We start from the raw sequence: 25,470 nt of genomic DNA, 5'->3' as shown, positions 1-25,470 counted from the left end.
ACACGTAATTTTCCAGAGGCCTACATCGCTTTATGAAGATCCTGCACATCACCGAGTCATTCGGCGGCGGCGTTACCTCGGCCATCAATTCCTACATCCTCAACTCCCAGCAGCATGAACATTACCTGCTGGCCTCGGTGCGCAAAGGCGATACCACCGGCGAGGAAAGCCGCGGCCTGTTCAAGCACATGCAACTGGTGCCACGCCGCCTTTCCAGCCTGGCAAAGGTGAAGCCGTACATCGATCGTGTGCAGCCGGATGTCATCCATCTTCACAGCACCTATGCCGGCGCGCTGATCCGCGCCCTGCCCTTCATCCCCGCGCAGAAGATCGTCTACACCCCCCACGGCTTTGCCTTCCTGCGCGGCGACCATCCGATGGTGCTCAAGGCCTACCGGGCCATCGAGTCTCTGCTGGCGCGGCGTACCGCCGTGATTGCCGGTTGCGGCCTCGACGAACAGCGCATCGCCGGGGAGCTGATCGAGCCGGCGCACACCCTGGGATTGGTCAATGTCTGCGACGAGCTGCCGGACGTCCCCGCCGTCCGCAGCCTCACCAGCAAGCCCGTGGTCGGCATGGTCGGGCGCATCAGTCGGCAGAAGGGCCATGATTACTTCCGCGCACTGGCTGAGTCCTGCCATGAAGTGGCGCATTTCAAGTGGATCGGGGGCGGAGACGCTCAGGTCATGGCGGAGATGGTCGAGGCGGGCATCGAAGTGACCGGCTGGCGCCCGCGCGCAGAAGTCATCGCTCATATGAAGGGTCTCGACCTGTACTTCCATACGGCCGCCTGGGACGGATTTCCCATCTCTGTCCTGGAGGCAGCCAAGCTGGATCTCCCCATCGCCCTGCGGTGCATAGGCCCGTTCGTTGCCGAAGGCCTGTCTACCGCGAAGGATCTGGCAGAAGCCCAGCGGCAGGTCGGCGCGTTCGCCAATGGCGACACCAGCGTGCAGGCAGAACTCGCTCGCAACAGCCAGAGCATTCAACGACTGCACTCGGGCGAGCAGCTGCAATCCTCGCTGGAAAGCCTTTACGCCCGGTTCACTCCGCAACACCCGGTCCGTCAGCTGGCTGCGGGCTGATATCGAAGCCCGCCCCAGTGGGCGGGCCACATTCCCTGCTCAGCTGATACTCCCTCCAGACAGACAGCCTCGCGCCAGAGCCCACGCTGTTTCGCTCGTCGTCACCCCACCCGGCAGCCCTGACGACAGAAGCCGCCCAATCGATCAGCCGATCGAGGCAGCAATAGGCCGCCAGAATTCTCCGCCCCGCCCGGTATTTGAAGGGATTCCCTTTAACCCTCCTCAGAGAATTCCTAAACACCCGAAACGAGGGCCTGCATGCATTGAATCGCCCCGGCGCGAAGCTTAATTTTCGCGGCCCATAGGTAGCGATCAATCAATGCATCGGTGGTCAGCGTGTTCAAGAACGTACTGGTTATCTGCGCAGGCAACATCTGCCGCAGCCCGACAGGAGAGCATCTGCTCCGGCGGAAACTGGCCCACACCGGCATCCGGGTCAGTTCGGCCGGACTCACTGCCGTGGTCGGTCATCCGCTCGAACGTCACGCCCTTGCCACCCTGCAACGCCATGGCCAGGCACCTCGGGAACATCAGGCCCGCCAATTGACGCCGCAGCTCCTGCAGGTATCCGACCTGGTGCTGGTCATGGAGCGTCGCCAGTTACAGGACGTCATCCGGCTCTCACCGGTATCGCGCGGCAAGACCTTTCTTCTCGGCAAATGGCAGAACGAACGAGAGATCCCCGATCCCTACCGCCACGGAACGGCAGCTTTCGAGCATGCCTACGCCCTGATCGAGGAAGGCGCCGATGCCTGGTCCCAACGCCTTCAACCTCAACGCTGACAACTTCAAGAAGCCCCTCATGCAATACCCTCAAGCGCCTGCCCTCACGCCGGCCGTCAGCGATGACGACGAAATCGACCTGCTCGCCCTGTTCGGCACCCTGCTCGATCGCAAGTGGCTGATCGCAGGCGTTACCGCCGGCTTCATGGTCGTGGGCGCCGCCTATGCCCTGTTGGCGGCTCCTATCTATCGCGCGACCGCCACCATCCAGGTGGAGCAGAAGAAGCCTGGCATACCGGGGCTGTCGGATATGAGCGACCTGTTGGGAGCGCAGTCGCAGGCAGTGACCGAAATTCAGCTGCTGACCTCGCGTACCGTCATCGGCAAAGCCGTCGATGGGCTCAACCTGGATATCGATATCCAGCCGTCCCTGTTTCCGGTGATCGGCAACTTCCTGCATCGTCGCTTCACCCCGCTTCAGGAAGGAGACGTAGCCCCGCCGCTGCTGGGCATGAGCCGCTTCGCCTGGGGTGGTGAGGCACTGAAGATCTTCCAGCTCGAAGTGCCGGGTTCGCTGATGGAAAAGCCACTGAAACTCGTCGCCGGCGAAAAAGGGCAATTCACCCTGTTCGACGATGACGACGATGTCCTGGTCGACGGGCAGGTCGGCAGGCTTGCCGAGAACAACGGCGTGAAAGTGCAGGTAGAAGCGCTGAACGCCAACCCCGGTACAGGGTTCACCGTCATCCGCGAGCGGCGCCTGAGCGCCATTCTCGATTATCAGCAGGCGCTCAATGTCAGCGAGACGGGCAAGGAGTCGGGCATCCTCACGTTGTCGCTGGAGGACGAGAGCCCGGAGCAGGCGCTTGCCGTCCTCAATGCCATCAGCCAGCAGTATGTGCTGCAGAACGTTGAACGCGCTTCGGCCGAGGCCGCATCGAGCCTCGAGTTCCTCCGCGGGCAACTGCCGGAAGTTCGCAAGGATCTGGAGCAGTCGGAAAACGCCCTGAGCGGCTACCAATCGCGGGCCAGATCAGCAGACATCAGCCTGGAAACCAAGGCACTGCTGGACCAGATAGTCGCGCTGGACACCAACATCTCCCAGCTCAAGCTCCAGCAGGCCGAGATGGACCACAAGTTCACCCGCCAGCATCCGGCCTATCAGGCGCTGATGCGGCAGATCGGCGAACTCACCAGCAAGCAATCCGGCCTCGCCAAACGCGTGGAAGGTCTGCCGGAAACCCAGCAGGACCTGCTGCGGCTGACCCGCGACGTACAGGTCAGCACCGCTATCTATACGCAGATGCTGAACAAGGCCCAGGAGTTGGATGTCATGCGCGCCGGCGCAGTCGGCAACGTCCGTGTCATCGACCCGGCCGATGTCGATGTCACCAAGCCGGTGAAGCCGAAGAAGCTGTTGATTGTCGCCATTGCCACCCTGCTTGGCCTATTCCTCGCCGTCGCCCTGGTATTGCTGCGCAAGGCATTGAATCGCGGTATAGAAAATCCGGAAGCGATTGAACAGCTCGGCCTGCCGGTCTATGCCTCCATCCCGTACAGCGAGCTGCAAAAATCAGAAGAAGACCAGCGCAACAGGCACAGGAAAGGCAAGACCAACATCATCCCTGCCCCGTTGCTGGCGACCAGCCATCCCACCGACCTGGCCGTCGAATCCCTGCGCAGCCTTCGCACCAGCCTGCACTTCGCCATGCTGGAGTCCGGCGATAACCGCCTGATGATTTCCGGCCCCAGTCCGACAGTGGGCAAATCCTTCGTCAGCGCCAACCTCGCCGCCGTGATCGCCCAGGCCGGCCAACGCGTCTTGCTGATCGATGTCGACATGCGCAAGGGCTACCTGCACAAGGTCTTCGGCACCGACGACAGGAACGGTCTTTCCGATCTGCTCATCCAGCGCTGCACTTTCGAGCAGGCACTTCAGCACACTGAGGTTGAAAACCTCAGCTTCATCTCTCGCGGCCAGATTCCCCCGAATCCGTCCGAACTGCTGATGCACCCCAACTTCACCGATCTGCTGGAGAGGGCGAGCAACGCATTCGACCTGGTAATCCTGGACACCCCTCCCCTGCTCGCCGTTACCGATGCCGCCATCGTCGGACGGCAAGCTGGCACCAGCCTGATAGTCACCCGCTTCAGCAAGAACGCTCCACGGGAAATCGAACTGACTATTCGACGCTTTGAACAGAACGGCATCGAACTCAAGGGCGCCATTTTCAACGGCGTCGAACGCCGCGCTGCGGATTACTACGGCAATGGGGGGTATGCGAATTACCAATATGAGTATCTGTCCGACAAGCGCTGATGACAGCACCCGTGGCCAATGACCATAGGGAGAAGGTTATGAACTCGACAACTGAAAAGCGCTGGTTTCTGGTGCAATGTAAGCCCAAACAAGACTTTCGCGCCCTGGAAAACCTGCAGCGACAAGGCTATGAGTGCCTTCTGCCTCTGCATAAGGTTGAGCGATTGCAGAAAGGGCAATGGCAGGCGTTGGAGGAGCCGCTGTTTCCCGGTTACCTATTCATCGAGCTAGACACGTTGCTGGATAACTGGATGCCGATCCGCTCCACACGAGGCGTCAGCCAAATCGTGCGATTTGGCGAAGCACCGCTACCGGTTGCCAATAGTGTTATCGACTATTTACGACAGAGAAACACTCCACCGGCGCAAGAACTCAAGCCCGGGGATAAGGTAATTATCAACTGGGAAGGAACCAATGGCATCGAAGCCATTTACCTTGCGAAGGATGGAACACAACGAGTAATTCTTCTGCTAAAGCTACTTCAGCGTGAGGTTCAAATAACCTCTCCTATCCAGGGGCTGATGAGAGCCTAGCTTAAATATTTTCGCTCCTGATTAAAAAACCAATTTATCTGCACCACGCAGATGCTCTTAACAAGTCTTTCGCTACGTCTCAGGAGCTAAACGAAAAATCCTGGGGCGGTAGCGTACCTAAAATCAAACATGCCTAAACTCGCTTTCTCCAGATTAAGCAATATCGCCCTTCGTGGCGCGACACTGGCGAGCAAATTTTTGCTGGTATTTTTCCTCGCACGCTTTCTCACAGCGGGTGAATTGGGACTATATGGTCTTCTGACTGCCACCATTGCCTATGCACTCTATCTGGTAGGCCTGGATTTCTACATTTATATAACTCGGGAAATCCTGAAAGTAGAAAACAGAAGATTTGGGGAACTACTGAAAAACCAGGCAGCCATGACTTTCGTCCTGTATGTCATGATATTTCCATTGCTTTCATTAATATTCCTGGAAAATTTGCTCCCTTGGCAAATGGCAATCTGGTTCTTTTCCCTGCTAATACTGGAGCATATCAACCAAGAGCTTGGCCGACTTCTGATAGCACTCTCGCAACAACACGCCGCCAGCCTCAACCTTTTCCTCCGCGGCGGTTCGTGGCCGTTGGTGGCCATTGCGTTGATGATGTCATATCCCGGTCTCCAGAATTTAAAAACGGTATTGTTCCTCTGGGTAATTGGCGACGCGCTTGCGGTGGCTCTCAGCATTCTCAAGCTGCGCAGCCTAGGCATCCATGGCTGGCATGAAAGAATTGATTGGCGCTGGATTTTCCAAGGTGTAAAAGTAGCCATTCCTTTTCTGCTGGCCACTCTCGCCATTCGGGGCATCTATACCATTGACCGATACTGGCTCAAGGCGCTTTCCAATCTGGAAATTGTCGGAGCCTATGTACTTTTCATGGGGCTTAGTAGTGCCCTCGTATCTTTCCTGGATGCAGGTGTATTTTCCTTCCTTTATCCTGAGCTAATAAAGTCATACAACGAAAATAACCCAATCCGCTTCCGGCTCCTTGCCAGAAATCTACTGATTCAAACCCTTATTTTTTCGTGCGTCATGGCACTTTTAGCAACACTACTAATCGATCCGGCACTCAGTCTGATCGGAAAGCCAATCTACTCCAACAACAGCAACCTATTCTACTGGGCCTTGGCCAGCGTACTACTTTATTCATTTGGGATGATTCCACATTACTGGCTTTACGCCCAAGGTAAAGATCGCCCAATAATTATCAGCCATCTGCTTGGTTGCGCTGTATTTCTGCTTAGCACCTGGATGCTCTCCTCGATTTATTCATACATGGCAGTACCCATCAGTCTATGCATCACTTTCCTGAGCATTCTGATAATTAAGGCTTTAGCCTGTCATTCGCTCACCCCACCTCATTACAACCCGCTCAATCTATCGAAAAACTAGGATTTCCATGCTGACCAATAAAACCATTCTGATCACTGGCGGAACTGGATCCTTCGGGAACACTTTCGTCCCGATGACTCTGGAAAAATACTCACCACGTAAAATCATCATCTTCTCTCGAGATGAGATGAAACAATGGGAGATGGCAAAAAAGTTCCAGGGCGACAGCCGAGTGCGATTCTTCATCGGGGATGTTCGCGACAAGGAGCGCCTCTATAGAGCACTTGACGGAGTGGACTATGTCGTCCATGCCGCCGCCACCAAAATTGTACCCACCGCGGAATACAACCCCTTCGAGTGCATCAAGACCAACGTCATGGGGGCGATGAACCTGATCGATGTCTGCATCGACAAAGGCGTTAAGCGCGTCGTTGCCCTGTCGACCGACAAAGCCAGCAGCCCCGTCAACCTCTATGGCGCAACCAAGTTGGCCTCCGACAAGCTCTTCGTTGCCGGCAACTCTTACTCAGGGGCGCATGACACCCGCTTCTCCGTGGTCCGCTACGGCAACGTCATGGGCTCGCGCGGCTCGGTCATCCCCTTCTTCATGAGCATCAAGGACAAGGGCGTCCTGCCGATCACCGACGACAGAATGACTCGCTTCATGATCTCCCTGGAAGAAGGCGTCGAGCTCGTCTGGCATGCCTTTGACGACATGGAAGGCGGTGAGATCTATGTGAAGAAGATCCCTTCGATGAAAGTGACCGACCTCGCTCGCGTGGTAGCACCGCAATCCCGCCAGGAAATCGTCGGTATTCGCCCAGGCGAAAAGCTCCACGAACAGATGATCAGCGCGGAAGACGCCCTGTACACCTACGAATACCCCGAGCACTTCAAGATCCTGCCGACCATCAACAACTGGGCTACTTGCGAAAAGCGCATCAAGGACGGCGTAAAGGTCCCAGAAGGCTTCGTCTACGCCAGTGACAACAACACCGAGTGGATGGACGACGAAGCCCTCCACGCCTGGATCGACCGCAACTTCGACAAGATCGGGAGCATCTGATGATTCCCTACGGTCGCCAGGAAATAACCCAGGCCGACATCGATGCGGTAGTGGGAGTTCTGAAGTCCGATTTCCTTACCCAAGGCCCAATGGTGCCGCGCTTCGAACGAGGCGTCGCCGAGCATGTGGGCGCTAAGCATGCACTGGCGGTCAATAGCGCTACATCTGCGCTGCATATCGCTTGCCTCGCTCTCGGCCTGGGCGCGGGAGACACGCTCTGGACAACGCCAATCACCTTCGTTGCTTCCGCGAACTGCGCACTCTACTGCGGGGCCAAGGTAGATTTCGTCGATATCGACCCGAAGACTTACAACCTTTGCCCTCAAGCACTGGCACGAAAGCTGGAACTGGCGGAACTCGACGGTACGCTTCCAAAGATCGTGGTTGCGGTACACCTGTGCGGGCAACCTTGCGATATGGCAACTATCCGCGCGCTGTCCCAGCGCTACGGGTTCAAGGTCATCGAAGACGCCTCTCACGCCATAGGCGGCAAATACCGTGGTGAATTCATCGGCAACGGACGCTACAGCGACATCACGGTGTTCAGCTTCCATCCGGTGAAGATCATCACTACAGCGGAGGGGGGCATGGTGCTGACCAACGACGCTGATCTGGCGAACCGCATGTCACTTCTGCGCAGCCACGGCATTACCCGCGAAGCCGAACAGATGACCCATGCGCCGGACGGCCCCTGGTACTACCAACAGATCGACCTGGGCTTCAACTACCGCATGACCGAATTGCAGGCGGCTCTCGGCGTCAGCCAGATGGAACGCCTCGATTCCTACGTAGCCAGTCGGCATGCCATTGCTCAACGTTATGACCAATTGCTCGCCACACTGCCTGTCACCACTCCTTGGCAACACCCGGACAGCTATTCCGGCTTGCACCTGTACGTCATTCGTCTTCAGTTGGAAAAGACAAACCGCAGCCACCGGCAAATCTTTGAAAGCCTGAGAGAGTCAGGCATCGCGGTGAACCTGCACTACATTCCGGTCCATGCCCAGCCGTTCTACCAAGAGTTGGGCTTCAAACAGGGGGACTATCCCCAAGCGGAACAGTATTACCGCGAAGCAATCAGCCTACCCATGTACCCCACCCTTGGCGACACACAACAAGACCAGGTAGTGGCGGCTCTGCATGGGGCCCTTGCACCATGAGGCTGGCCGTAATTCCTGCGAGGGGTGGTAGCAAGCGGATTCCCGGCAAGAACATCAAACCCTTCTGCGGACAGCCAATGATCGCAAGATCCATCAAGGCAGCACACGAAAGTGGCTGCTTCGACCGGATCGTTGTCTCCACGGATGACCCACATATTGCGGATATCGCAGAACAATTCGGCGCGACTGTGCCCTTTCAACGACCGGCCGCACTATCAGACGACCACACCGGAACCATCCCCGTCATCCAGCACGCCATCAATTGGCACAAGGATCAGGGCCATGTGATTCGGCAGGTGTGCTGTATCTATGCGACCGCCCCGTTCCTGCAGCCTGAATATTTGCGCGAAGGACAAGCAATGCTGGACTCGCAGCGAGTGGATTATGTCTTCGCTGCGACCAGTTATGCGTTTCCCATTCAGCGCGCCATTCGCCTGACTGCAAACAGCCGCGTCGGTATGTTCAATCCGGAGCACTTCGCCACACGCTCCCAGGACCTGGAAGAGGCGTATCACGACGCCGGACAGTTCTATTGGGGGCGTCCCGAAGCCTGGCTCGCCGGAAGCATGATTTTCGGGGACGCCTCTGCGGCAGTATTGCTTCCCCGGCACCGAGTTCAGGACATCGACACCGAAGAAGACTGGCAACGGGCGGAGTGGATGTTCAAAGCCATGCAAGCAGAAACTCGGGCGGCAGCCCGGTGAACATTGTTTTCCGGGTTGACGCGTCATTGAACATGGGTACCGGCCATCTGATGCGCTGCCTCACGCTGGCGGATGCCCTCAAGACCGCTGGGCATCAGAGTCATTTCATCTGCCGCGAACACCCTGGGAACCTGAACACCACTGTTCTGCAGAAAGGGCACACGCTGAGCGTTTTACCGGCGCCTTCCATCCAGCAACATGTCGCCAACGCCCACCCTGCTCATGCAGGGTGGCTCGGTGCAAGCTGGCAGGAGGATGCCCTGCAAACCCAGTATCAGCTACCTGCGGGCAAATCAGTGGACTGGTTGATAGTCGACCACTATGCGTTGGATCTCCGATGGGAAAGCCAACTGGCAGGGCAGTGCAAGAAGTTGATGGTAATCGATGATCTTGCTGACAGGGACCATGTCTGCCACGCGTTACTTGACCAGAGCCTTGGGCGGAAAGAAGAAGATTATTTCGCGAAAGTACCCACCGATTGCATGCAACTACTCGGGCCGCAGTTCGCTTTGCTAAGGCCGGAGTTCCCTCAAATGCGTAATCAAAGCCTGACGCGGAGAAAACATCCGCACATCCGCAACCTGCTGATCAGTATGGGAGGCATTGATGCCCACAATGCCACGGGCCAGGTTTTGGCAGCACTACAAGCGCTGGTTCAGCCCCACTGGAACATACAAGTGGTACTGGGGACGACCGCTCCATGGCGTGAAGCGGTACAAACCCTCGCGCATACCATGCCCTGTGCTACCAACGTACTGATCAACACCTCGCACATGGCCCAACTGATGAGCGAAGCCGATATCGCCATTGGGGCCGCAGGCTCCACCTCGTGGGAGCGATGCTGCCTCGGCCTGCCCAGCCTCATGCTCATACTGGCGGACAACCAACGCGAAGTTGCCCACCACCTTAAGGCTGTTGGCGCCGCAACCTTGGTCGAGTCTGTTGACGAAATTGCAGCCCAACTTCCCGGCGAGTTCCAGCGTATGTGCTCGTCGAGTCAACTTAGACAGATGTCCGATGCCGCGAAAAATATTACTGATGGGCACGGAGCCGAACGGGTTGCGAACATCCTCAAGCTATAACAGGACCACCCATGGGAAAACTCAGACCTCTGACCGAGTCAGACCTTCCGTTATTGCTCGATTGGCGTAATGACCCTGCAATCAACCGCTACATGTTCAACCAACGCCCCATCCAACTCGCCGAGCATATAAAGTGGTTCTGTCGCGCTGCCCAGGACCAAAAATACACGTTGCTGGTTTACGAGAACAATGGCGCCCCACTGGGGCACGTTAATTTCACGGAAAAACCGGATAGCGGAATTGCCGAGTGGGGATTCTATATTGCGCCCGACGCCCCAAGAGGCACGGGTTCCGGCATGTGCACAGCAGCACTCCGAATGGCGTTCCTGGAAATTAAGCTCAGAAAGGTCAGCGCTCAAGTACTGGCCTACAACGAGCGGTCCCTGCACCTGCACCAGAAGCTTGGTTTTCAACAGGAAGGTGTGTTACGGGACCATCACTTCGATGGCAGCCATTACCACAGTATTCATTGCTTCGGGCTGCTCGCGCACGAGTGGCAAAGTAACTCTGGAACTCAAAAATGAAGAACATACCCAGCATATCCATCGCCGGCCGACGCATTGCCGAAGACTGCCCTCCCTATATTATCGCCGAGCTCTCCGCGAATCATAACGGCAAGCTGGAAACAGCACTCCGGATCATTGAAGAAGCTCATAAGGCTGGTGCGGATGCTATCAAACTGCAAACCTACACTGCCGACACCATCACCCTCGACTGCGACTCGGAAGAATTCCAGATTCATGGTGGCCTGTGGGATGGTAAAACGCTCTATCAACTTTACCAAGAAGCTCAAATGCCCTGGGAATGGCACAAGCCACTGTTTGAGCATGCACGAAAAATTGGCATAACCATCTTTAGCTCCCCTTTCGATAACACCGCGGTAGACCTGCTCGAAAGCCTGAACGCGCCGGCCTATAAAATTGCCTCTTTTGAGGCCGTCGATTTGCCACTGATCAAATACGTGGCAAGCACTGGCAAACCGATGATTATCTCCACCGGCATGGCCGATGCCGATGAAATTGGAGAAGCGATCGAAGCCGCACGAGAAGGCGGCTGCAAGGAATTGGCCATACTGCGCTGTGTCAGTGGTTATCCCGCTCCGGCAGAAGACTACAACCTGCATACCATTACTGATATGAAACTGCGGTTTGGGCTAGTCACAGGACTATCAGATCACACTTTAGACAACACTACTTCCATCACTAGTGTTGCTTTAGGCGCATCAATCATCGAGAAGCACTTCACCTTGGACCGTAACGGTGGTGGTCCGGATGATAGCTTCTCAATTGAACCTGAAGAGCTATCGCAGCTTTGCAAAGGAAGCAAACTCGCTTGGAGCGCACTAGGAAAAGTAAACTACGGTTGCAAATCCAGTGAACAGGAGAATATTAAATTTCGCCGATCACTATATTTCAGGAAAGATATTCAGCCCGGACAGACCATTACGAGCGACGCTCTAATAAGCATCCGCCCGGGCTACGGCCTACCTCCAAAGATGTGCGAAGAGATAATTGGAAAAACGGCAAAAAAAGAAATCAAGAAAAACACACCTGCATCGCTAGAACTAGTAGATTTCTCCGAGTAACCCCACTGGAAAAATTAGAAGTGAATATTTGCTTTATTGCCTGCTTCTACAAGACAGTTCTTTTTCAGCGAATAGCCAAGGAACTAGAAAAACGAATCGAAGACATAACTATCAGCTGGATATCAACCTCACCAAAATGGACAAACTACCTAACAAACAACGGAGTTAGACGCGAACTAATAACTCAAATAGCCCCAAGAGATGAGATTCAATCTCAGGACAAAGAAACAGCCAGAGAAATACTTGCCAAAGCCGAGAAGCTAAACGGCAAATCAGCAAATTTTATAACTCAATCCGACAGAATAGTCTCACACTGGGCTCAAGACAGGGCTGAAGAATATTTACTTTATTGCACTCACATAATAAATGAAAAAATCAAAGGCGAAAGAATAAAAATTATATTTGGAGAGACCACTGCTCTCCATGAAACCCTCACAGCATTTATTTGCAAAATACAAGGTGCGAATTCAAGAAGCCGCACACAATAAGAATACCCAGCAACCGCTTTGCTTTTTTTGATGGATACTTAGAAGAGGAAACATATAAAAACAAAATACTAAATAGCGAATTATCTCCCGAAGAAATAATCCAAGAGGTAACCGAAAGAAACAAAAAACCAGCATACTTCTATACAAACAATAAAACACCTAAAATTCTAGACAAAAAACTATTAAAAACAATTCCCAAAAAATTAATATCGGCAATTAAGGAACAAAATAGCAACGCAGCCGAGAAAAGCATATTCCACCACTTATTTATAGAGAAGAAATACTTATTCCCAATTCGCGCCAATCGACTTTATAGTAATATAAGGTTCGAGAACCCCGTCCCCGGAGAGAAAAACATACTATTCACTCTACACAAGCAGCCCGAAGCATCCATAGATGTATTAGGAACCGAACACTCAGATCAGATAGATTTGATAAGAAAAATATCAATAAACACTCCAAGCCAATACAAAATATATGTAAAAGAGCACTCTAACGCCATTGGAGACAGACCTTTATCATACCTAAAATCCATAAAGAAAATCCCCAATGTTCGCTTAATAAATCCATCACATGATTCTCATGAGTTAATAAAAAATTCGTCCCTCGTCATAACCATATCTGGAACTATTGCATTCGAGGCAGCTCTCTTCGGAATAAAATCTGCGACATTATCTCCGATGTTTTTCAACATTCTCCCATTATGTACATACATTCGAAACCCTTCCGACATCCCGCAACTCCTAAGTGAGCCATCAATTTACTCACCAGACCTCACAAAAATCGCCTTTAGACAGATAATAAAAGACTCTTACCAAGGAATAATAAGCGATCCAATAAGCGATCCAGATTGCATTTCCGAGAAAAACATATCATTAGTTTCAGATGCATTTGAGCGATTAATCAATGAAAAAAAAGAAGCTACTCATAATATGTGATTCTCACGGAACAAACTGGGGATGCAAGGGTTATGCAAGCCTAATAGAGAATGCTCTGATAAGAGACTGGGATACCACCACAATAAAACTCCCGGGATTAAGAATAGAAAGCGCTATTCTTGCAATTACTGACACACACGAAAGCTATGACTTAATTCTTATCGGGCTCGGAAACCCCGACATACATCCAAGAATCCCCAGAAAATTCATATTAGCGCTAAGAGCACTAGGGATAAAAAAAGCTCGAGACTCGTACTTCTCTGTCCCCCCAACCATCTGCATTAGTTACATACTTAGATTACCGCTATTTCTATTACGCCTAATACTTATTCGTCTGTTTCCAGAATTTTACTCCTCTCCGAAAGAATTAAAATCAGTATTCACAAGAATAATAAAAGAGCTTTCCCTTAAATCAGATAGAATTCTGATAATACCCACATTCAGAGTAGACCATCGTCTATATGGACAGGCTCACAACGTACGTTCAAGAGAGTTCAACGATTTTCTCCAAGAGGCTTTCCCGACCAGCACAATAGACCCAAACCGTTTAACTTGTACTAGTTACGAGAACCATTACAACAAGGACTATTTCCACTTCAAGCAAGGCTACCAAGACATATTAAGCATTGCCATTATTAAACTAATAGAAAACACCCAATCCTCAACAAAAAATGAAGACGCCACACGTTGACATAATCGCCATAAACCCAATCAAACCGCTACTATATGGATCAGCAATATTCATCATTCTCTGGACCATCGCCCCCATAAATTTCATTTATAAAGGGGGAATAAAATCAATAACACTACTCACCCTTTGCTTTACCTTCCTATTTCTTGGAATAGCATTAGGTGCCCGAAGCTTTAAAAGCTCAAAAATAAAATTTCAAGCAAACCTATCTCAACTAAAAAAACTTATAAAACATACATTTACCCTTGGAATAATAGGAATAAGTCTCAGAATATTCGAGCGAGTAGTTTTACGTGCAGGAGGTAATATCTCTTCTGATTTCGCAGAAAATAGAGAGTTAATCTCTTCGGGCGGAAGCGGTCCACTAGCATTAATCTCTGCGACGTTGGCTTCAATGCTTATGTTTTTGCCACTATTCTTGTTCCTTTCAAATAAATGCGGAATGCATAGAAGAGTCCATTCAATATACTTCCTGGCAAGCCTAACGTATCCTCTTTTCGACGTACTATACCAAGGATCCAGAAGTACCTTGGTAATGTACTTAAGCGTATTGCTAATATCAGCAGCAACAACGCAATCAATAAACCTAAAAAAAATAAAAACGATGGCAGCATTAGTAACCATCGCACTTCCGACGCTAATATCTTTATTTGGACTCTCCACTTATATCTTTATCGAGAGAGCCACACAGTTTGGAGTTGACCCAATATCTTCCATGCAGATATCTGGGTACGCAAAATTTGCTCCTGCAAGCGACACCACGCTAGCACTCCTGAGAGAAAGCGGAATAAGTGGAATTTCAGCTGCCATCTATTCAACAGTGAACTTCTGTCAGTATTTCTTACATGGGCTATATGAATTTTTTTATCTCGCAGAGAGCACAAACTCTGCAACAACATATGGAATGATTGACTTTTACATCCCTGTCAAAGTAGTTGCATCATTACTCGGCAATATCAACATAGAAGAGGTCATAGCATCAGGAATACTAAGACCTGGAGTTTACACCACCTTCTTCGGTCCAATTATATACGACTTTGGCCCAGCATTAAGCGCCCCTGCCTGTTTTTTCGCTGGATTAGTCTTTGGCCATGCAAATCGCCGTTTAAAACAGGGAGCTTCGAAATGGCTACCTTTTTTACTGATCGTAAACTCATTCATATCTTTCGCCCTTGTCGTCAACTTATTCACTTCCGGGGCAGGCCAGTACCTTACAATTTCATCAATGATTATGCTAATTATAATTTCTCGATTGAAAGTATTTATCAAATTACCATATACCCACCTTCGCTCTACGCAGGCTCAAAAATGAAAACAGCAATATTGCATTACTGGTGGCTTAGCAATCGAGGAGGAGAAGCCGTTTGTTCCGCAATCGCTGAGTTATATCCAGATGCAGATATATTCATTCACGTCTACGATGAACAGGTGATGCGCCGAGCATTACCCAGCACTTTCCGTGGAAAAATAATCACGACATTTATTTCAAAACTCCCCAAAGCGCAAAAGCATTACCAAAAGTACCTCCCCTTGATGCCACTTGCGCTCGAACAACTGAATCTGACCGACTATGACCTGATCATCAGCAGTGAATCCGGTCCCGCAAAAGGAGTGATAACACGCCCTGACGCAGTTCATGTCTGCTACTGCCACTCACCTATGCGCTATGTCTGGGATATGTACTACGACTACTTATCCAGCGCGGGTCGACTCATTCGAATTTTGTTCCCCCTCATAGCTCATTGGCTCCGAGTTTGGGACAGACTCTCAGCAGATCGTGTCGACCATTTCATTGCCAACTCCAGCTTTGTGGCATCGCGGATAAAGAAATTCTACCGTCGAGAATCCGAGGTCATCTATCCACCGGTTAATGTTACCGACTTCGATCCTAAACAAATACGCGGCGACTTCTATCTGTGCCTGGGTCAATTGGTCTCCTACAAACGAGCCGACTTAGCTGTAGAGGCCTTTAATAAACTTGGGTTGCCGCTGGTAGTTGTTGGCGAGGGCGAACTGTTTGAGCAGTTGAAAAGAACTGCTAGTGAAAATATCACCTTGATGGGACGCCAACACTTCTCCGTTATCCAAGATTTGCTACAACGCTGCCGAGGCCTGATTTTCCCCGGTCTTGAAGACTTCGGCATCGTCCCCGTCGAGGCTATGGCAGCCGGCGCCCCAGTCATTGCCTACGGTAAGGGCGGTGCCCTGGACACTGTGGTCCACGGCAAGACCGGCATTCTTTTCCACGAACAAAGCGTCGACGCCTTAATTGAAGCCGTTGGCCGCCTGGAATCTGGCGAATTCGTTTTCTCACCAACTGATATGCACCGGCATGCACTGGGTTTTGAGAAATCGGTTTTCCAGCAGCGAATCCAAGCATTTATCAATAATGCTTTGGCTGCAACTGAATCCCCTCTTTCCACTGCAAAATAAGCTTGGTGTGTACTCCGGAATCGGGGCAACAAGCTAAAGGACTATTACGTGATCATTCCTGTCATTATGGCTGGTGGCTCCGGCTCCCGGTTGTGGCCCCTCTCCAGGCAACTGAACCCCAAGCAGTTTCTCCGATTGGCCGACGACCGACTCTCTATGTTGCAAGCCACGATCGAACGTTTGCGCGGTCTGGAAATAGCGCAGCCAATACTTATCTGCAATGAGCAACACCGCTTCCTCGCGGCAGAACAACTTCGTCAGTCCGGCATGGATAGCTCCAGGATTCTGCTGGAGCCGATCGGGCGGAATACCGCACCCGCTATAGCACTCGCTGCCCTGCAAATCGTCCAAGAAAAAGGCGATGCCATTATGCTCGTGCTGGCAGCCGATCATTTGATCAAAGATATTTCAGCGTTTCATTCGGGTATTCATACAGCACTTCAGTTGGCTGATGCTGGCAAGCTGGTCACCTTTGGAATCGTCCCGAAACAGGCAGAGACCGGCTATGGCTATATTGAAAAAGGCGACACCTTGCCCGATGGCAGCTATACCGTCCGCCGTTTCGTAGAGAAACCAAATATTGAGACCGCGCGAAACTATGTTCGCAGCGGTAACTATTGCTGGAATAGCGGCATGTTCATGTTCCGCGCCAGTCGTTATCTAGAGGAGCTCGGACGTTTCCAGCCAACGATCCTGGCTGCCTGCAAAAGTTCTTTAGATGGAGCAAAAGAAGATCTGCACTTTATCCGTGTCGATCATGATGTCTTTGTTGCCTGTCCAGAAGACTCGATCGACTATGCGGTGATGGAAAAGACTTCTGATGCCGTCATGGTTCCTCTGGACGCTGGCTGGAGCGATATCGGCTCTTGGTCGGCGGTCTGGGAAGTGAGCGCAAAAGATGGTCATGGAAACGTATTTTCTGGCGATGTGATGGAGCAAGGTACGCGCGACACCTATGTCCATGCGGACAGTCGGTTGGTGGCGACCGTCGGGGTAGAGAATCTGGTAATCGTCGAAACCAAGGACGCTATCTTGGTCGCTCACAGGGACAAGGTCCAAGAAGTAAAGAATATAGTTGAACGAATCAAGAGCGAGAATCGAACTGAGCATATCAATCATAGGGAAGTTTATCGTCCCTGGGGCGTTTATGACTCTATCGACAACGGGCAGCGCTATCAGGTCAAGCGCATAACGGTTCAACCGGGCGCCAAACTTTCTGTTCAAATGCATCATCACCGAGCAGAGCACTGGATCGTCGTCAGTGGCACAGCGAAAGTTACTAATGGTGACCAAACTTATCTGGTGACAGAAAACCAATCGACATATATACCCATCGGCCAGATCCATGCCTTGGAAAACCCTGGGGTAATCCCTCTAGATCTGATCGAAGTTCAGTCGGGAACTTATCTCGGCGAAGATGACATCGTTCGCTACGAAGATAAATACGGTCGCACCTGATCGAGAGTTTCCGTAGATTCAATATTTCAATCTTCGTTATCCGTCACACTTCAAATTCTAAGGTTAATTATGCGCTGCGCCGTCATTTTCGGGGGTTCTGGCTTCATTGGCGTTTTTTTCGCCAAACAACTGCTCTCCACTGGAAAATTTGACAAGATCTACTTGCTCGATAAGGAACAGGTTTCCGACAAACCCTTTTCCTATCGAAAAGAACTGGTTCGGATGGAGACCAGAGTCGTCGAAATCCCTGGCGACGTCCGTCATCCCATTGACTGGACACCTCCAGAGCCAGTCTCGCTGATTGCGAACTTCGCGGCAGTACATCGCGAACCAGGGCATGAGGATTTCGAGTACTACGAAACCAATCTGCTTGGTGCGCAGCACGTTTGTGCCTGGGCCGAGCGCGTCAGATGCAATGAGATTGTCTTTACCAGCTCGATTTCACCCTACGGGCCTAGCGAACAGCAGAAGGATGAGCGATCCCTGCCGGTACCCATGACCGCATACGGCGGCTCAAAATTGGTAGCGGAAAAGATGCATCAGACCTGGCTCGCGGCCGACATGGAAAACCGCCATCTGGTCATCGTTCGCCCCGGTGTTGTTTTTGGCCCCGGCGAGGGCGGCAATGTTTCCCGCCTGATCAAGGCAGTCATGCGTCGCTACTTCTTCTACATGGGCAACCGCGAAACGCGAAAGGCCGGTACCTATGTGAAGGAGCTGTGCGCTGCGATGTGGTGGATGCTGGAGCGGCAGAAAGCTCAAGGTGAGCACTTCTCGCTATTCAACATGTCGATGAATCCTGGCCCGTCGATTCAGGAATATGTGGATACCGTCTGCGAGGTCGCCGGTGTTACGCGCCGCGTTCCGGGAATACCTTTCCCTCTCCTGCTGGGCGCTGCCTATGGCATTGACCTGATCGCAAGGCCGCTGGGAGTTCGTCACCCCTTCAGCCCCGTACGTATTCGCAAGCTAGTGCGATCCAACAATATCCATCCTGGTCGCTTGGTCGAACTGGGATATCCCTACCAGTACGACCTGAAGTCTGCATTCAGCGACTGGAAGTCCGCCGCCCCTGAAGAGTGGCGCTGAACTCCTCCAATGCACCGATATCTCCACAGAGAATCCCAAAATGAATAGCAGGGACCGCGGAATTCTCCGCCCCCACCAAGCCACTATTTCCGTCCTGCAAAAGCTGCTCGACCTCGGAGTAATCTGCCTAGGTATGGGAGTGGTCATCGCCGCCGATGGAGCGCAGTGGGATTACTCAGCAGTGATCGCGATCCTGTTCGCGCTGGTCATCTTCTATCTGCTCAGCGACTTTGGTCAGCTTTATGTCTCGTGGCGAGGCGAGCGAATTCGTGAGGAGTTGCGCAAGGTCGGTGGCATCTGGGCAATAAGTTTCGCCGGAGTGGCAGTAACCGACTGCCTCAGCCCGGAGATCACCGTGCTCAACGGTTCCGGGCAGATTCAGTGGTTCTCTCTGGTGCTCGCCGGCCTCTGCGGCTATCGCGTGCTTTTGCGCTCGGGTTTGCACGCACTTCGCCGTCGAGGCTTTAACACCCGCTCGGTTGCCGTTGCCGGCGCCGGGACGCTAGGGCAGCGCTTGGCAACCAATATTGCGAGCGCCCCCTGGATGGGGCTGGAACTGATCGGTTTCTTCGACGACAAGCTCCATGCCCCTGTCAGCCTGGGTAGCGGCAACATCAAACTGCCCATTTCCGGCGCGCTGGAAGACTTGGTCGAACAGGCCCGCGCGGGCAAGCTGGATCGCGTCTACATTACGCTGCCCATGCGCGCCGAGGCGCGTATCAAATGGCTGGTGCAACAGCTGAGCGATACCACTGCCTCTGTTTATGTCGTGCCGGATGTTTTTGTCTTCGATCTGCTCCACGCACGCTCGCAAAATATCGACGGCATCCCCACCATCAGCATCTTCGACAGCCCCATGGTGGGGGCTGCTGCATTGATCAAGCGCCTGGAGGACATCCTGCTCTCCTCGCTGATCCTCTGCCTGATTGCCCTCCCGATGCTGGTGATTTCCGCAGCGATCAAGCTCACCTCCCCAGGCCCGGTGTTCTTCAAGCAGAAGCGCTACGGCATCGACGGACGCTCCATCGAAGTCTGGAAATTCCGCAGCATGCGGGTGATGGAGAACGGCGCGAAGGTGACCCAGGCGACGCGCAACGATAGCCGCATCACTCCGGTTGGAGCTTTCCTGCGCCGTACCTCTCTGGACGAACTGCCTCAGTTCATCAACGTGCTGCTGGGCGATATGTCCATCGTCGGCCCGCGTCCGCATGCCATCGCGCACAACGAGGAATATCGCGGCCAGATCAGCAGCTACATGCTGCGCCACAAGGTCAAGCCGGGCATCACAGGGTGGGCCCAGGTAAACGGTTGGCGTGGCGAGACAGACACCCTGGAGAAGATGCAGAAGCGGGTCGAATTCGATCTCGCGTACATCAACAACTGGTCACTCTGGTGGGACCTGAAGATCGTCTTTCTCACGCTGTTCAAGGGCTTCGTGCATCAGAACGCCTACTAGCCATAGCGTTGCAGTTAAAGAATTCCCTGTCGCTCTTCGCCATCCTTTTCCTACATCCGCCTCTAAGCCCCATTGCTAACCTGCGCAGCCTCCTGACCAGCCCCCGAGCCCAGGACTACCGGCGCTGAAAGCCCCCTGCGTCATCCTGTTCACCTCTCCTGTGTAGCCCGTCATGATCCGTCCATTGTCTGTCGCTGTCCTGTCCGCACTCGTGCTTCAGGGGTGCATGTTTTCCCCAGGTCAGAACCTGGATACCAGTCGACTGATGCAGGAGGACTCCGTCGAGTCCAGCCGCGTACAACTGGTGCCGATCACGCCGAAGCTGCTCACTGTGCAAGCCGCAACGCAGCAGGACGATGTGGTTCCCCCGGAGCTGGTCGGCTATCAGCCGGAAAGCTATCGCATCGGCGCCGGCGACCTGCTTTACATCACCGTATGGGATCACCCGGAACTGACCTCGCCAGCCGGCCAGCAACAGCAGATCGACGCCAACGGCCGCCTGGTGCGCCCGGACGGCACCCTCTTCTATCCCTACGTTGGCCAGATCAAGGTAGGCGGGAGGACGATCGAGGAGGTTCGCCGAAGCATCACCGAAGCGCTGGCCGACTACGTCGAACAGCCGCAGGTGGACATCGCCGTGATGCGCTACGCCAGCCAGCGCGTGGTGCTCAACGGCGCCTTCGTGAAAGCGGGGCAACAAGCCATCACCGCCACGCCGCTGACCCTGATGGAAGCCATCGGCGCCGCCGAACTGGACACGGCCAACGCGGACCTTTCCGGCCTCACGCTGCAGCGCGACAAGCAGGTATTCCACCTGAACCTCGATGCGCTGAACACCGCGCAAGGCTCCGACCTGTATAACCTGTACCTGAAGGACGGCGACCGCATCTACCTGCCTTACAACGACCGCAAGAAGGTCTACCTGATGGGCGAAGTCAACGCGCCGCGCGCCCTGACCTTCAAGACCCGGGAGATGAACCTGGCAGACGCCCTGGGCAGTGTCGGCGGCCTGAACCAGACCACGGCCAACGGCAAGGCCGTCTACGTCATTCGCGGTGTGGAGAACCTGGAGACCGAGCGCGCCAAGGTGTTCCAGCTCGACGCCAATTCGCCCACTGCGTTCATCCTTGCCCAGCAGTTCCAGTTGCAACCGCAGGACGTGGTGTATGTCGGGCCGGCGGGCGTGACGCGCTGGAACCGCCTGATCAGCCAGTTGGTGCCTTCCGCCGGCATCGTCGGTACCGGTTCGACCGTGCAGCGCAACCTCACCAACAACAACTGATACCGAGCGCCATGACTGCCTTTCGCCTGCTCGCGCTGGCGGCATTGGCCGCCTCGCTGAGTGCCTGCAACCCACTGATGCAAGGCTCCCTCGATACATTCGGGGCCAGCCTGCGCGGCCCTGCCTCGCTGGAAGTAACGCAGGCTCAGGTCGACGCCCTCCCCTACTACCAGATCCAGGTCACCACCGAGTACGGCTCGGCGGTAATGGCGCTGGTCCGTGTGCAGGGCAAGCTGCAGTACTGGCGAGCCAACTCCAATCAGATCCTCCTGATGGAAGATGGCGTCATCGTGCGCACCTTCGGCTTTCCGAATGACCTGCTGGGAACTCGGCTGATCGCGGATTCCCCCTTCTCTCATGGGTTGCAGCACGTTGCGGACGGGCAGCCAAGCGAGCGCTGGATCGATCTCGACTCCAACACTCAGTTCGATATTGCCCTGCGCGGAACCTTCCACCCAGCCAGCATCGAAACGGTCCGAATCCTGGAGCGAAATTACCCCCTGCTGCGCATCGATGAGTCGCTGAAATCTCCCATCGCCGGCATGTCTTCGACCAACCACTACTGGGTCGATCCACAAGACGGCTTCGTCATGCGGAGCCGCCAGCAGGTCACGCCGAACCTGAGCGTCACCCTTATTCAATTGCGGCCACTGCGAGGGCAACCATGAAGCTTGCATGGATGGGCTCGCTGCTGCTCGGCCTCACCCTCAGCACCACCCTCCTTGCCAATACCCGCATCGAGGTGCTGGGCGCCGTCTCCTCTCCGGGGGAAAAGGTCATCGCCGATGGCCTGCGCCTGGGTGACCTGATGGGGCAATTGCGCATCGATCCGATGGGCTACTGGCTCGGCGCATCCTGGCAGCGAGAGAGCCTGAAGCAGGAACAACAGCGCTTGAAAGCAGGCGTCCTGTTCGACCTGATCCAGCTCCAGCGCCTCGCATTGCTTCAGAACGAGCCGGCCCTTGCCGCCGCAGCCCAGAGGCTGAACGAGCAGGTAAGCCGATTGCCCGTTACGGGACGGCGCCTCTATCGCCTCGATCCGCTGGCGGTTGAGCTCAATAGCGCCCACTCACCCCAACTGCAGGGCGGCGACCGGCTGATCTTTCCAACGCGCCCCGACAGCATCCGCGTTACCGGCGCGGTATCGGACGATTGCACCCTTCCGTTCGCCGCATTGGAGCAAGCCTACCGGTATGCGCAGCAATGCCCGGCCCTTGCCGAGGCCGATCCGGATTATCTCTATCTGATTCAGCCCGATGGGCAGGTGTCCCGCCTGGGCATTGCCCTGTGGAACCGCCAGGAGGCCGCTCCGCCCGCACCTGGCGCCGTCCTGCTGATTCCCCTGGATGCCACGCGAGTGGATGCGATAGTCCCGGACCTGAACAGTGAACTGGCCAAGTTCATCGCTACCCAGCCGTTGTCGATGGAGTCGCCATGAACTGCCGCCAAGGGCTTTGCCTGCTGCTGGTCAGCACCAGCCTGGCCATTGCTGAACCGCGCTATACCCAGAACGATTTCGGTGGCGTCGGCCTGCTGCAGACCCCCACCGCACGCATGGCACCGGCCGGCGAAATCAGCATCAACGCCAACCGCACCGATCCCTACTCGCGCTATAGCTTCTCGCTGCAGCCTTTCGACTGGATGGAAGGGACCTTTCGCTACACCTCCATAAGCAACCGCCAATACGGTTCCGCCGATGAGAGCGGTGACCAGAGCTACAAGGACAAGGCCTTCGACGTCAAATTCCGCCTTCTGCAGGAAAGCCGCTGGGTGCCCGAGATTGCTCTGGGCGGCCGGGACGTCGGCGGTACCGGGCTGTTCTCCAGCGAGTATTTCGTTGGCAACAAACGCGTCGGCGACCTTGATTTCAGCCTTGGCCTGGGTTGGGGCTATATCGGTAACCGTGGCGAGCTGGACAATCCACTCGGCTGGATCGACGACCGATTCAATACGCGTCCCCAACCTGAAGGGACAGGCGAGCCGAGTTCCAACAGCTACTTCCGCGGCCGCCCTTCCCTTTTCGGCGGCATCAACTGGCAAACGCCCTGGGCCCCCCTGTCCTTCAAGCTGGAATACGACGGCAACGATTACCAGCACGAGCCGCTGAACGACAACCAGAAACAGAGTTCCCCGTTCAACATCGGCATGGTCTACAAGGCCAGTGACGCGATCGACCTGACGGCAGCCTTCGAGCGTGGCAATACAGCCATGTTCGGCATCACCCTGCACACCAACTTCGCCACCCGCACCGCACCGGCGAAGGTGAATGACCCCGCTCCCGAAGCCCTGGCGCAGGGCGCTGGCCAGAAACAGATCGCGCCAACCGACTGGGCCGACGTCTCCCGTCGCCTTGAACAGAACGCCGGCTACAAAGTGGACCGCATCACCCAGAAGGACCGCGAAGTCGTGGTCTATGGCGAACAGACTCGTTATCTCTATGCCCCCGAAGCGGTCGGGCGCACCGCGCGAATTCTCGACAGCAGCACCGACGCCAACGTCCAGTGGTTCACCGTGGTCGATACCCGCTACGGCCAGCCCATTGTCGAAACCAGCGTACCGCGTCGGATGTTCGAGGAGGTGGCCAATCAGGAACGGCCACTGGCAGACCTGCGCCGCACCACCGAGCAGAATGTCCCCCTGCCGCAGCAGGAGACGGTGCTTTACCAGCAGGAGCCCGACCCTTTCAGCTACAACCTCGGCCTGGGCTACAACCAGAGCATCGGCGGGCCGAACGACTTCCTGCTCTACCAGTTCACCGCCGACCTCGACAGCGAATACCGCTTCACACCGAGCCTGTGGGCGAACGGCCTGCTGAGCGTCAACCTGTTCAACAACTTCGACAATTTCACCTACGACGCTCCCAGTGGGCTGCCGCGAGTGCGAACCGACGTTCGCGAATACATGACAACCTCCAACGTCATGCTGCAGGACTTCCAGCTGAACAAGACCGCACGGCTGGACCAGGACCTCTACGGCATGGTCTACGGCGGCTATCTGGAAAGCATGTACGCCGGCTTCGGCGGCGAATTGCTCTATCGCCCGATGGGCGAGAGCTGGGCGCTGGGCGCCAACCTGGACCTGGTGCGCCAGCGCGAATTCGACCAGCATTTCGGCCTGCGCGATTACCAGGTGGCCACCGGTTTCGTCACCCTCTACTGGCAGACCGGCTTCCAGGACATCCTCGCCACCGCCAGCGCCGGCCGTTACCTGGCACGCGACTGGGGCGGCACGCTCGACCTGTCCCGCCAGTTCAGGAACGGCGTGCGCTTCGGCGCCTGGGTCACGCTGACCACCGCCGACAAGGAAGCCTACGGCGAAGGCAGCTTCGACAAGGGCATGTACGTGTCGATCCCCTTCGACGAGCTGATGAGCAGCTCCACCATGCGCCGCGCCAGCCTGACCTGGGACCCGCTGACCCGCGACGGCGGCGCAAGGCTCGGCCATTACTACTCGCTGTACGACCTCACGGATGGCCGCGATCAGGTCATGTTCCAGAACCTCTTCGGCCGCATCGTGAAATAACTCGACGCTCATCCAGATAATGGCGCGGAAACCAAAGTCCCCCACAATGGTCAGACGCGCCCTGGATCCAAGGAGAGCTCCCCATGAAAACCCTCCCCCTGCTGCTGATGACCGGCCTGCTCGCCGCCTGCGGTACTACCGTTTCGGGCGACAAGGCGTCGCTCGACGGCGAAGTCTTCTACCTGCAGCGCATCGCCCTGCCGCCAACCGCCCAGGTCACCGTCAACCTGCAGGACGTATCGCTGGCCGACGCCCCGGCCATCGACCTCGCCCAACAGCAGTTGGAGCCAGGGCGTCAGGTACCGCTGGCGTTCCACCTGGATTACGACCGCAACCAGGTCAAGCCGGGCCACAGCTACGCCATCAGCGCGCGCATCGAGGACAGCGGTCGCCTGCTGTTCATCACCACCGAGCGCCACAGCGTCAAACTCGATGGCAGCGATCCGCAGCCGCTGCGCGTCCGCGTCGACCCCGTGCGCTGATTCACCGCGCCGCCGGGTTTTCCCCGGCGGCCATCCTC

General features: G+C 54.8%; 24 protein-coding genes. All 24 read left to right on the top strand.

From position 1 onward, the window contains the following. Nucleotides 1-32 precede the first annotated feature (32 nt). Nucleotides 33-1,085: a glycosyltransferase family 4 protein gene (locus ACCC94_RS00185; RefSeq protein WP_413347502.1), complete on the top strand. Its 1,053-nt coding sequence runs from the start codon at nt 33-35 to the stop codon at nt 1,083-1,085. 336 nt (nt 1,086-1,421) lie between these two features. After that, nucleotides 1,422-1,868: a low molecular weight protein-tyrosine-phosphatase gene (locus tag ACCC94_RS00180; RefSeq protein WP_413347501.1), complete on the top strand. Its 447-nt coding sequence runs from the start codon at nt 1,422-1,424 to the stop codon at nt 1,866-1,868. A 19-nt stretch (nt 1,869-1,887) separates the two neighbouring features. Next, entirely contained in the window at nt 1,888-4,128 is a 2,241-nt protein-coding gene (locus tag ACCC94_RS00175) for a polysaccharide biosynthesis tyrosine autokinase (protein WP_413347561.1), read from the top strand. A 38-nt stretch (nt 4,129-4,166) separates the two neighbouring features. After that, on the top strand, nt 4,167-4,661 hold the full coding sequence (gene rfaH, locus ACCC94_RS00170) for a transcription/translation regulatory transformer protein RfaH (protein WP_413347500.1): 495 nt from the start codon (nt 4,167-4,169) through the stop codon (nt 4,659-4,661). Nucleotides 4,662-4,790: 129 nt separating this feature from the next. Then, nucleotides 4,791-6,056, top strand: a complete 1,266-nt coding sequence (locus ACCC94_RS00165; RefSeq protein WP_413347499.1) for a lipopolysaccharide biosynthesis protein — start codon at nt 4,791-4,793, stop codon at nt 6,054-6,056. A 7-nt stretch (nt 6,057-6,063) separates the two neighbouring features. Continuing rightward, complete coding sequence (gene pseB, locus ACCC94_RS00160) at nt 6,064-7,062, top strand: UDP-N-acetylglucosamine 4,6-dehydratase (inverting) (protein ID WP_413347498.1); 999 nt, start codon at nt 6,064-6,066, stop codon at nt 7,060-7,062. Further along, a complete protein-coding gene (gene pseC / locus ACCC94_RS00155; RefSeq protein ID WP_413347497.1) occupies nt 7,062-8,222 on the top strand; it encodes a UDP-4-amino-4,6-dideoxy-N-acetyl-beta-L-altrosamine transaminase in 1,161 nt (386 codons plus the stop codon). Before pseB ends, pseC begins: the two co-directional genes overlap by 1 nt. Next, a complete protein-coding gene (gene pseF / locus ACCC94_RS00150) occupies nt 8,219-8,926 on the top strand; it encodes a pseudaminic acid cytidylyltransferase (RefSeq protein WP_413347496.1) in 708 nt (235 codons plus the stop codon). Before pseC ends, pseF begins: the two co-directional genes overlap by 4 nt. Beyond that, entirely contained in the window at nt 8,923-10,008 is a 1,086-nt protein-coding gene (pseG, locus tag ACCC94_RS00145; protein ID WP_413347495.1) for a UDP-2,4-diacetamido-2,4,6-trideoxy-beta-L-altropyranose hydrolase, read from the top strand. Before pseF ends, pseG begins: the two co-directional genes overlap by 4 nt. A gap of 11 nt (nt 10,009-10,019) precedes the next feature. Further along, on the top strand, nt 10,020-10,532 hold the full coding sequence (gene pseH / locus ACCC94_RS00140; RefSeq protein ID WP_413347494.1) for a UDP-4-amino-4,6-dideoxy-N-acetyl-beta-L-altrosamine N-acetyltransferase: 513 nt from the start codon (nt 10,020-10,022) through the stop codon (nt 10,530-10,532). Then, entirely contained in the window at nt 10,529-11,593 is a 1,065-nt protein-coding gene (gene pseI, locus ACCC94_RS00135; RefSeq protein ID WP_413347493.1) for a pseudaminic acid synthase, read from the top strand. Before pseH ends, pseI begins: the two co-directional genes overlap by 4 nt. A gap of 20 nt (nt 11,594-11,613) precedes the next feature. Continuing rightward, complete coding sequence (locus tag ACCC94_RS00130; protein ID WP_413347492.1) at nt 11,614-12,081, top strand: hypothetical protein; 468 nt, start codon at nt 11,614-11,616, stop codon at nt 12,079-12,081. Continuing rightward, on the top strand, nt 12,039-13,019 hold the full coding sequence (locus tag ACCC94_RS00125; protein WP_413347491.1) for a hypothetical protein: 981 nt from the start codon (nt 12,039-12,041) through the stop codon (nt 13,017-13,019). The genes ACCC94_RS00130 and ACCC94_RS00125 overlap by 43 nt, the downstream gene beginning before the upstream one ends. Further along, the gene (locus tag ACCC94_RS00120; RefSeq protein ID WP_413347490.1) at nt 12,988-13,710 is read left to right on the top strand and encodes a hypothetical protein; all 723 of its coding nucleotides are present in this window, start codon (nt 12,988-12,990) and stop codon (nt 13,708-13,710) included. Before ACCC94_RS00125 ends, ACCC94_RS00120 begins: the two co-directional genes overlap by 32 nt. Then, nucleotides 13,691-15,022, top strand: coding sequence for a hypothetical protein (locus ACCC94_RS00115; RefSeq protein WP_413347489.1), 1,332 nt, complete (start codon nt 13,691-13,693; stop codon nt 15,020-15,022). Before ACCC94_RS00120 ends, ACCC94_RS00115 begins: the two co-directional genes overlap by 20 nt. Then, nucleotides 15,019-16,143 carry a glycosyltransferase gene (locus tag ACCC94_RS00110; protein ID WP_413347488.1) on the top strand — a complete coding sequence of 375 codons (1,125 nt, stop codon included), beginning with the start codon at nt 15,019-15,021 and terminating at the stop codon, nt 16,141-16,143. The genes ACCC94_RS00115 and ACCC94_RS00110 overlap by 4 nt, the downstream gene beginning before the upstream one ends. Before the next feature lie 48 nt (nt 16,144-16,191). Continuing rightward, on the top strand, nt 16,192-17,601 hold the full coding sequence (locus ACCC94_RS00105; RefSeq protein ID WP_413347487.1) for a mannose-1-phosphate guanylyltransferase/mannose-6-phosphate isomerase: 1,410 nt from the start codon (nt 16,192-16,194) through the stop codon (nt 17,599-17,601). Nucleotides 17,602-17,670: 69 nt separating this feature from the next. Next, the gene (locus tag ACCC94_RS00100; RefSeq protein ID WP_413347486.1) at nt 17,671-18,690 is read left to right on the top strand and encodes an NAD-dependent epimerase/dehydratase family protein; all 1,020 of its coding nucleotides are present in this window, start codon (nt 17,671-17,673) and stop codon (nt 18,688-18,690) included. A 40-nt stretch (nt 18,691-18,730) separates the two neighbouring features. Then, complete coding sequence (locus ACCC94_RS00095; protein ID WP_413347485.1) at nt 18,731-20,146, top strand: undecaprenyl-phosphate glucose phosphotransferase; 1,416 nt, start codon at nt 18,731-18,733, stop codon at nt 20,144-20,146. Between the two features lie 172 nt (nt 20,147-20,318). Beyond that, nucleotides 20,319-21,428, top strand: coding sequence for a polysaccharide biosynthesis/export family protein (locus ACCC94_RS00090; protein ID WP_413347484.1), 1,110 nt, complete (start codon nt 20,319-20,321; stop codon nt 21,426-21,428). A gap of 11 nt (nt 21,429-21,439) precedes the next feature. Beyond that, on the top strand, nt 21,440-22,096 hold the full coding sequence (locus ACCC94_RS00085) for a YjbF family lipoprotein (RefSeq protein WP_413347483.1): 657 nt from the start codon (nt 21,440-21,442) through the stop codon (nt 22,094-22,096). Next, entirely contained in the window at nt 22,093-22,866 is a 774-nt protein-coding gene (locus tag ACCC94_RS00080; RefSeq protein ID WP_413347482.1) for a capsule biosynthesis GfcC family protein, read from the top strand. Before ACCC94_RS00085 ends, ACCC94_RS00080 begins: the two co-directional genes overlap by 4 nt. Continuing rightward, nucleotides 22,863-24,950, top strand: coding sequence for a YjbH domain-containing protein (locus tag ACCC94_RS00075; protein WP_413347481.1), 2,088 nt, complete (start codon nt 22,863-22,865; stop codon nt 24,948-24,950). Before ACCC94_RS00080 ends, ACCC94_RS00075 begins: the two co-directional genes overlap by 4 nt. Before the next feature lie 83 nt (nt 24,951-25,033). Further along, entirely contained in the window at nt 25,034-25,432 is a 399-nt protein-coding gene (locus ACCC94_RS00070) for a YbaY family lipoprotein (protein ID WP_413347480.1), read from the top strand. Nucleotides 25,433-25,470: the final 38 nt, after the last annotated feature.

Origin of the sequence: Pseudomonas sp. Pseusp97, from assembly GCF_047304025.1 — a bacterium.
Taxonomy (GTDB): Bacteria; Pseudomonadota; Gammaproteobacteria; order Pseudomonadales; family Pseudomonadaceae; genus Pseudomonas.
This window is presented reverse-complemented; position numbering and strand designations above follow the sequence as displayed.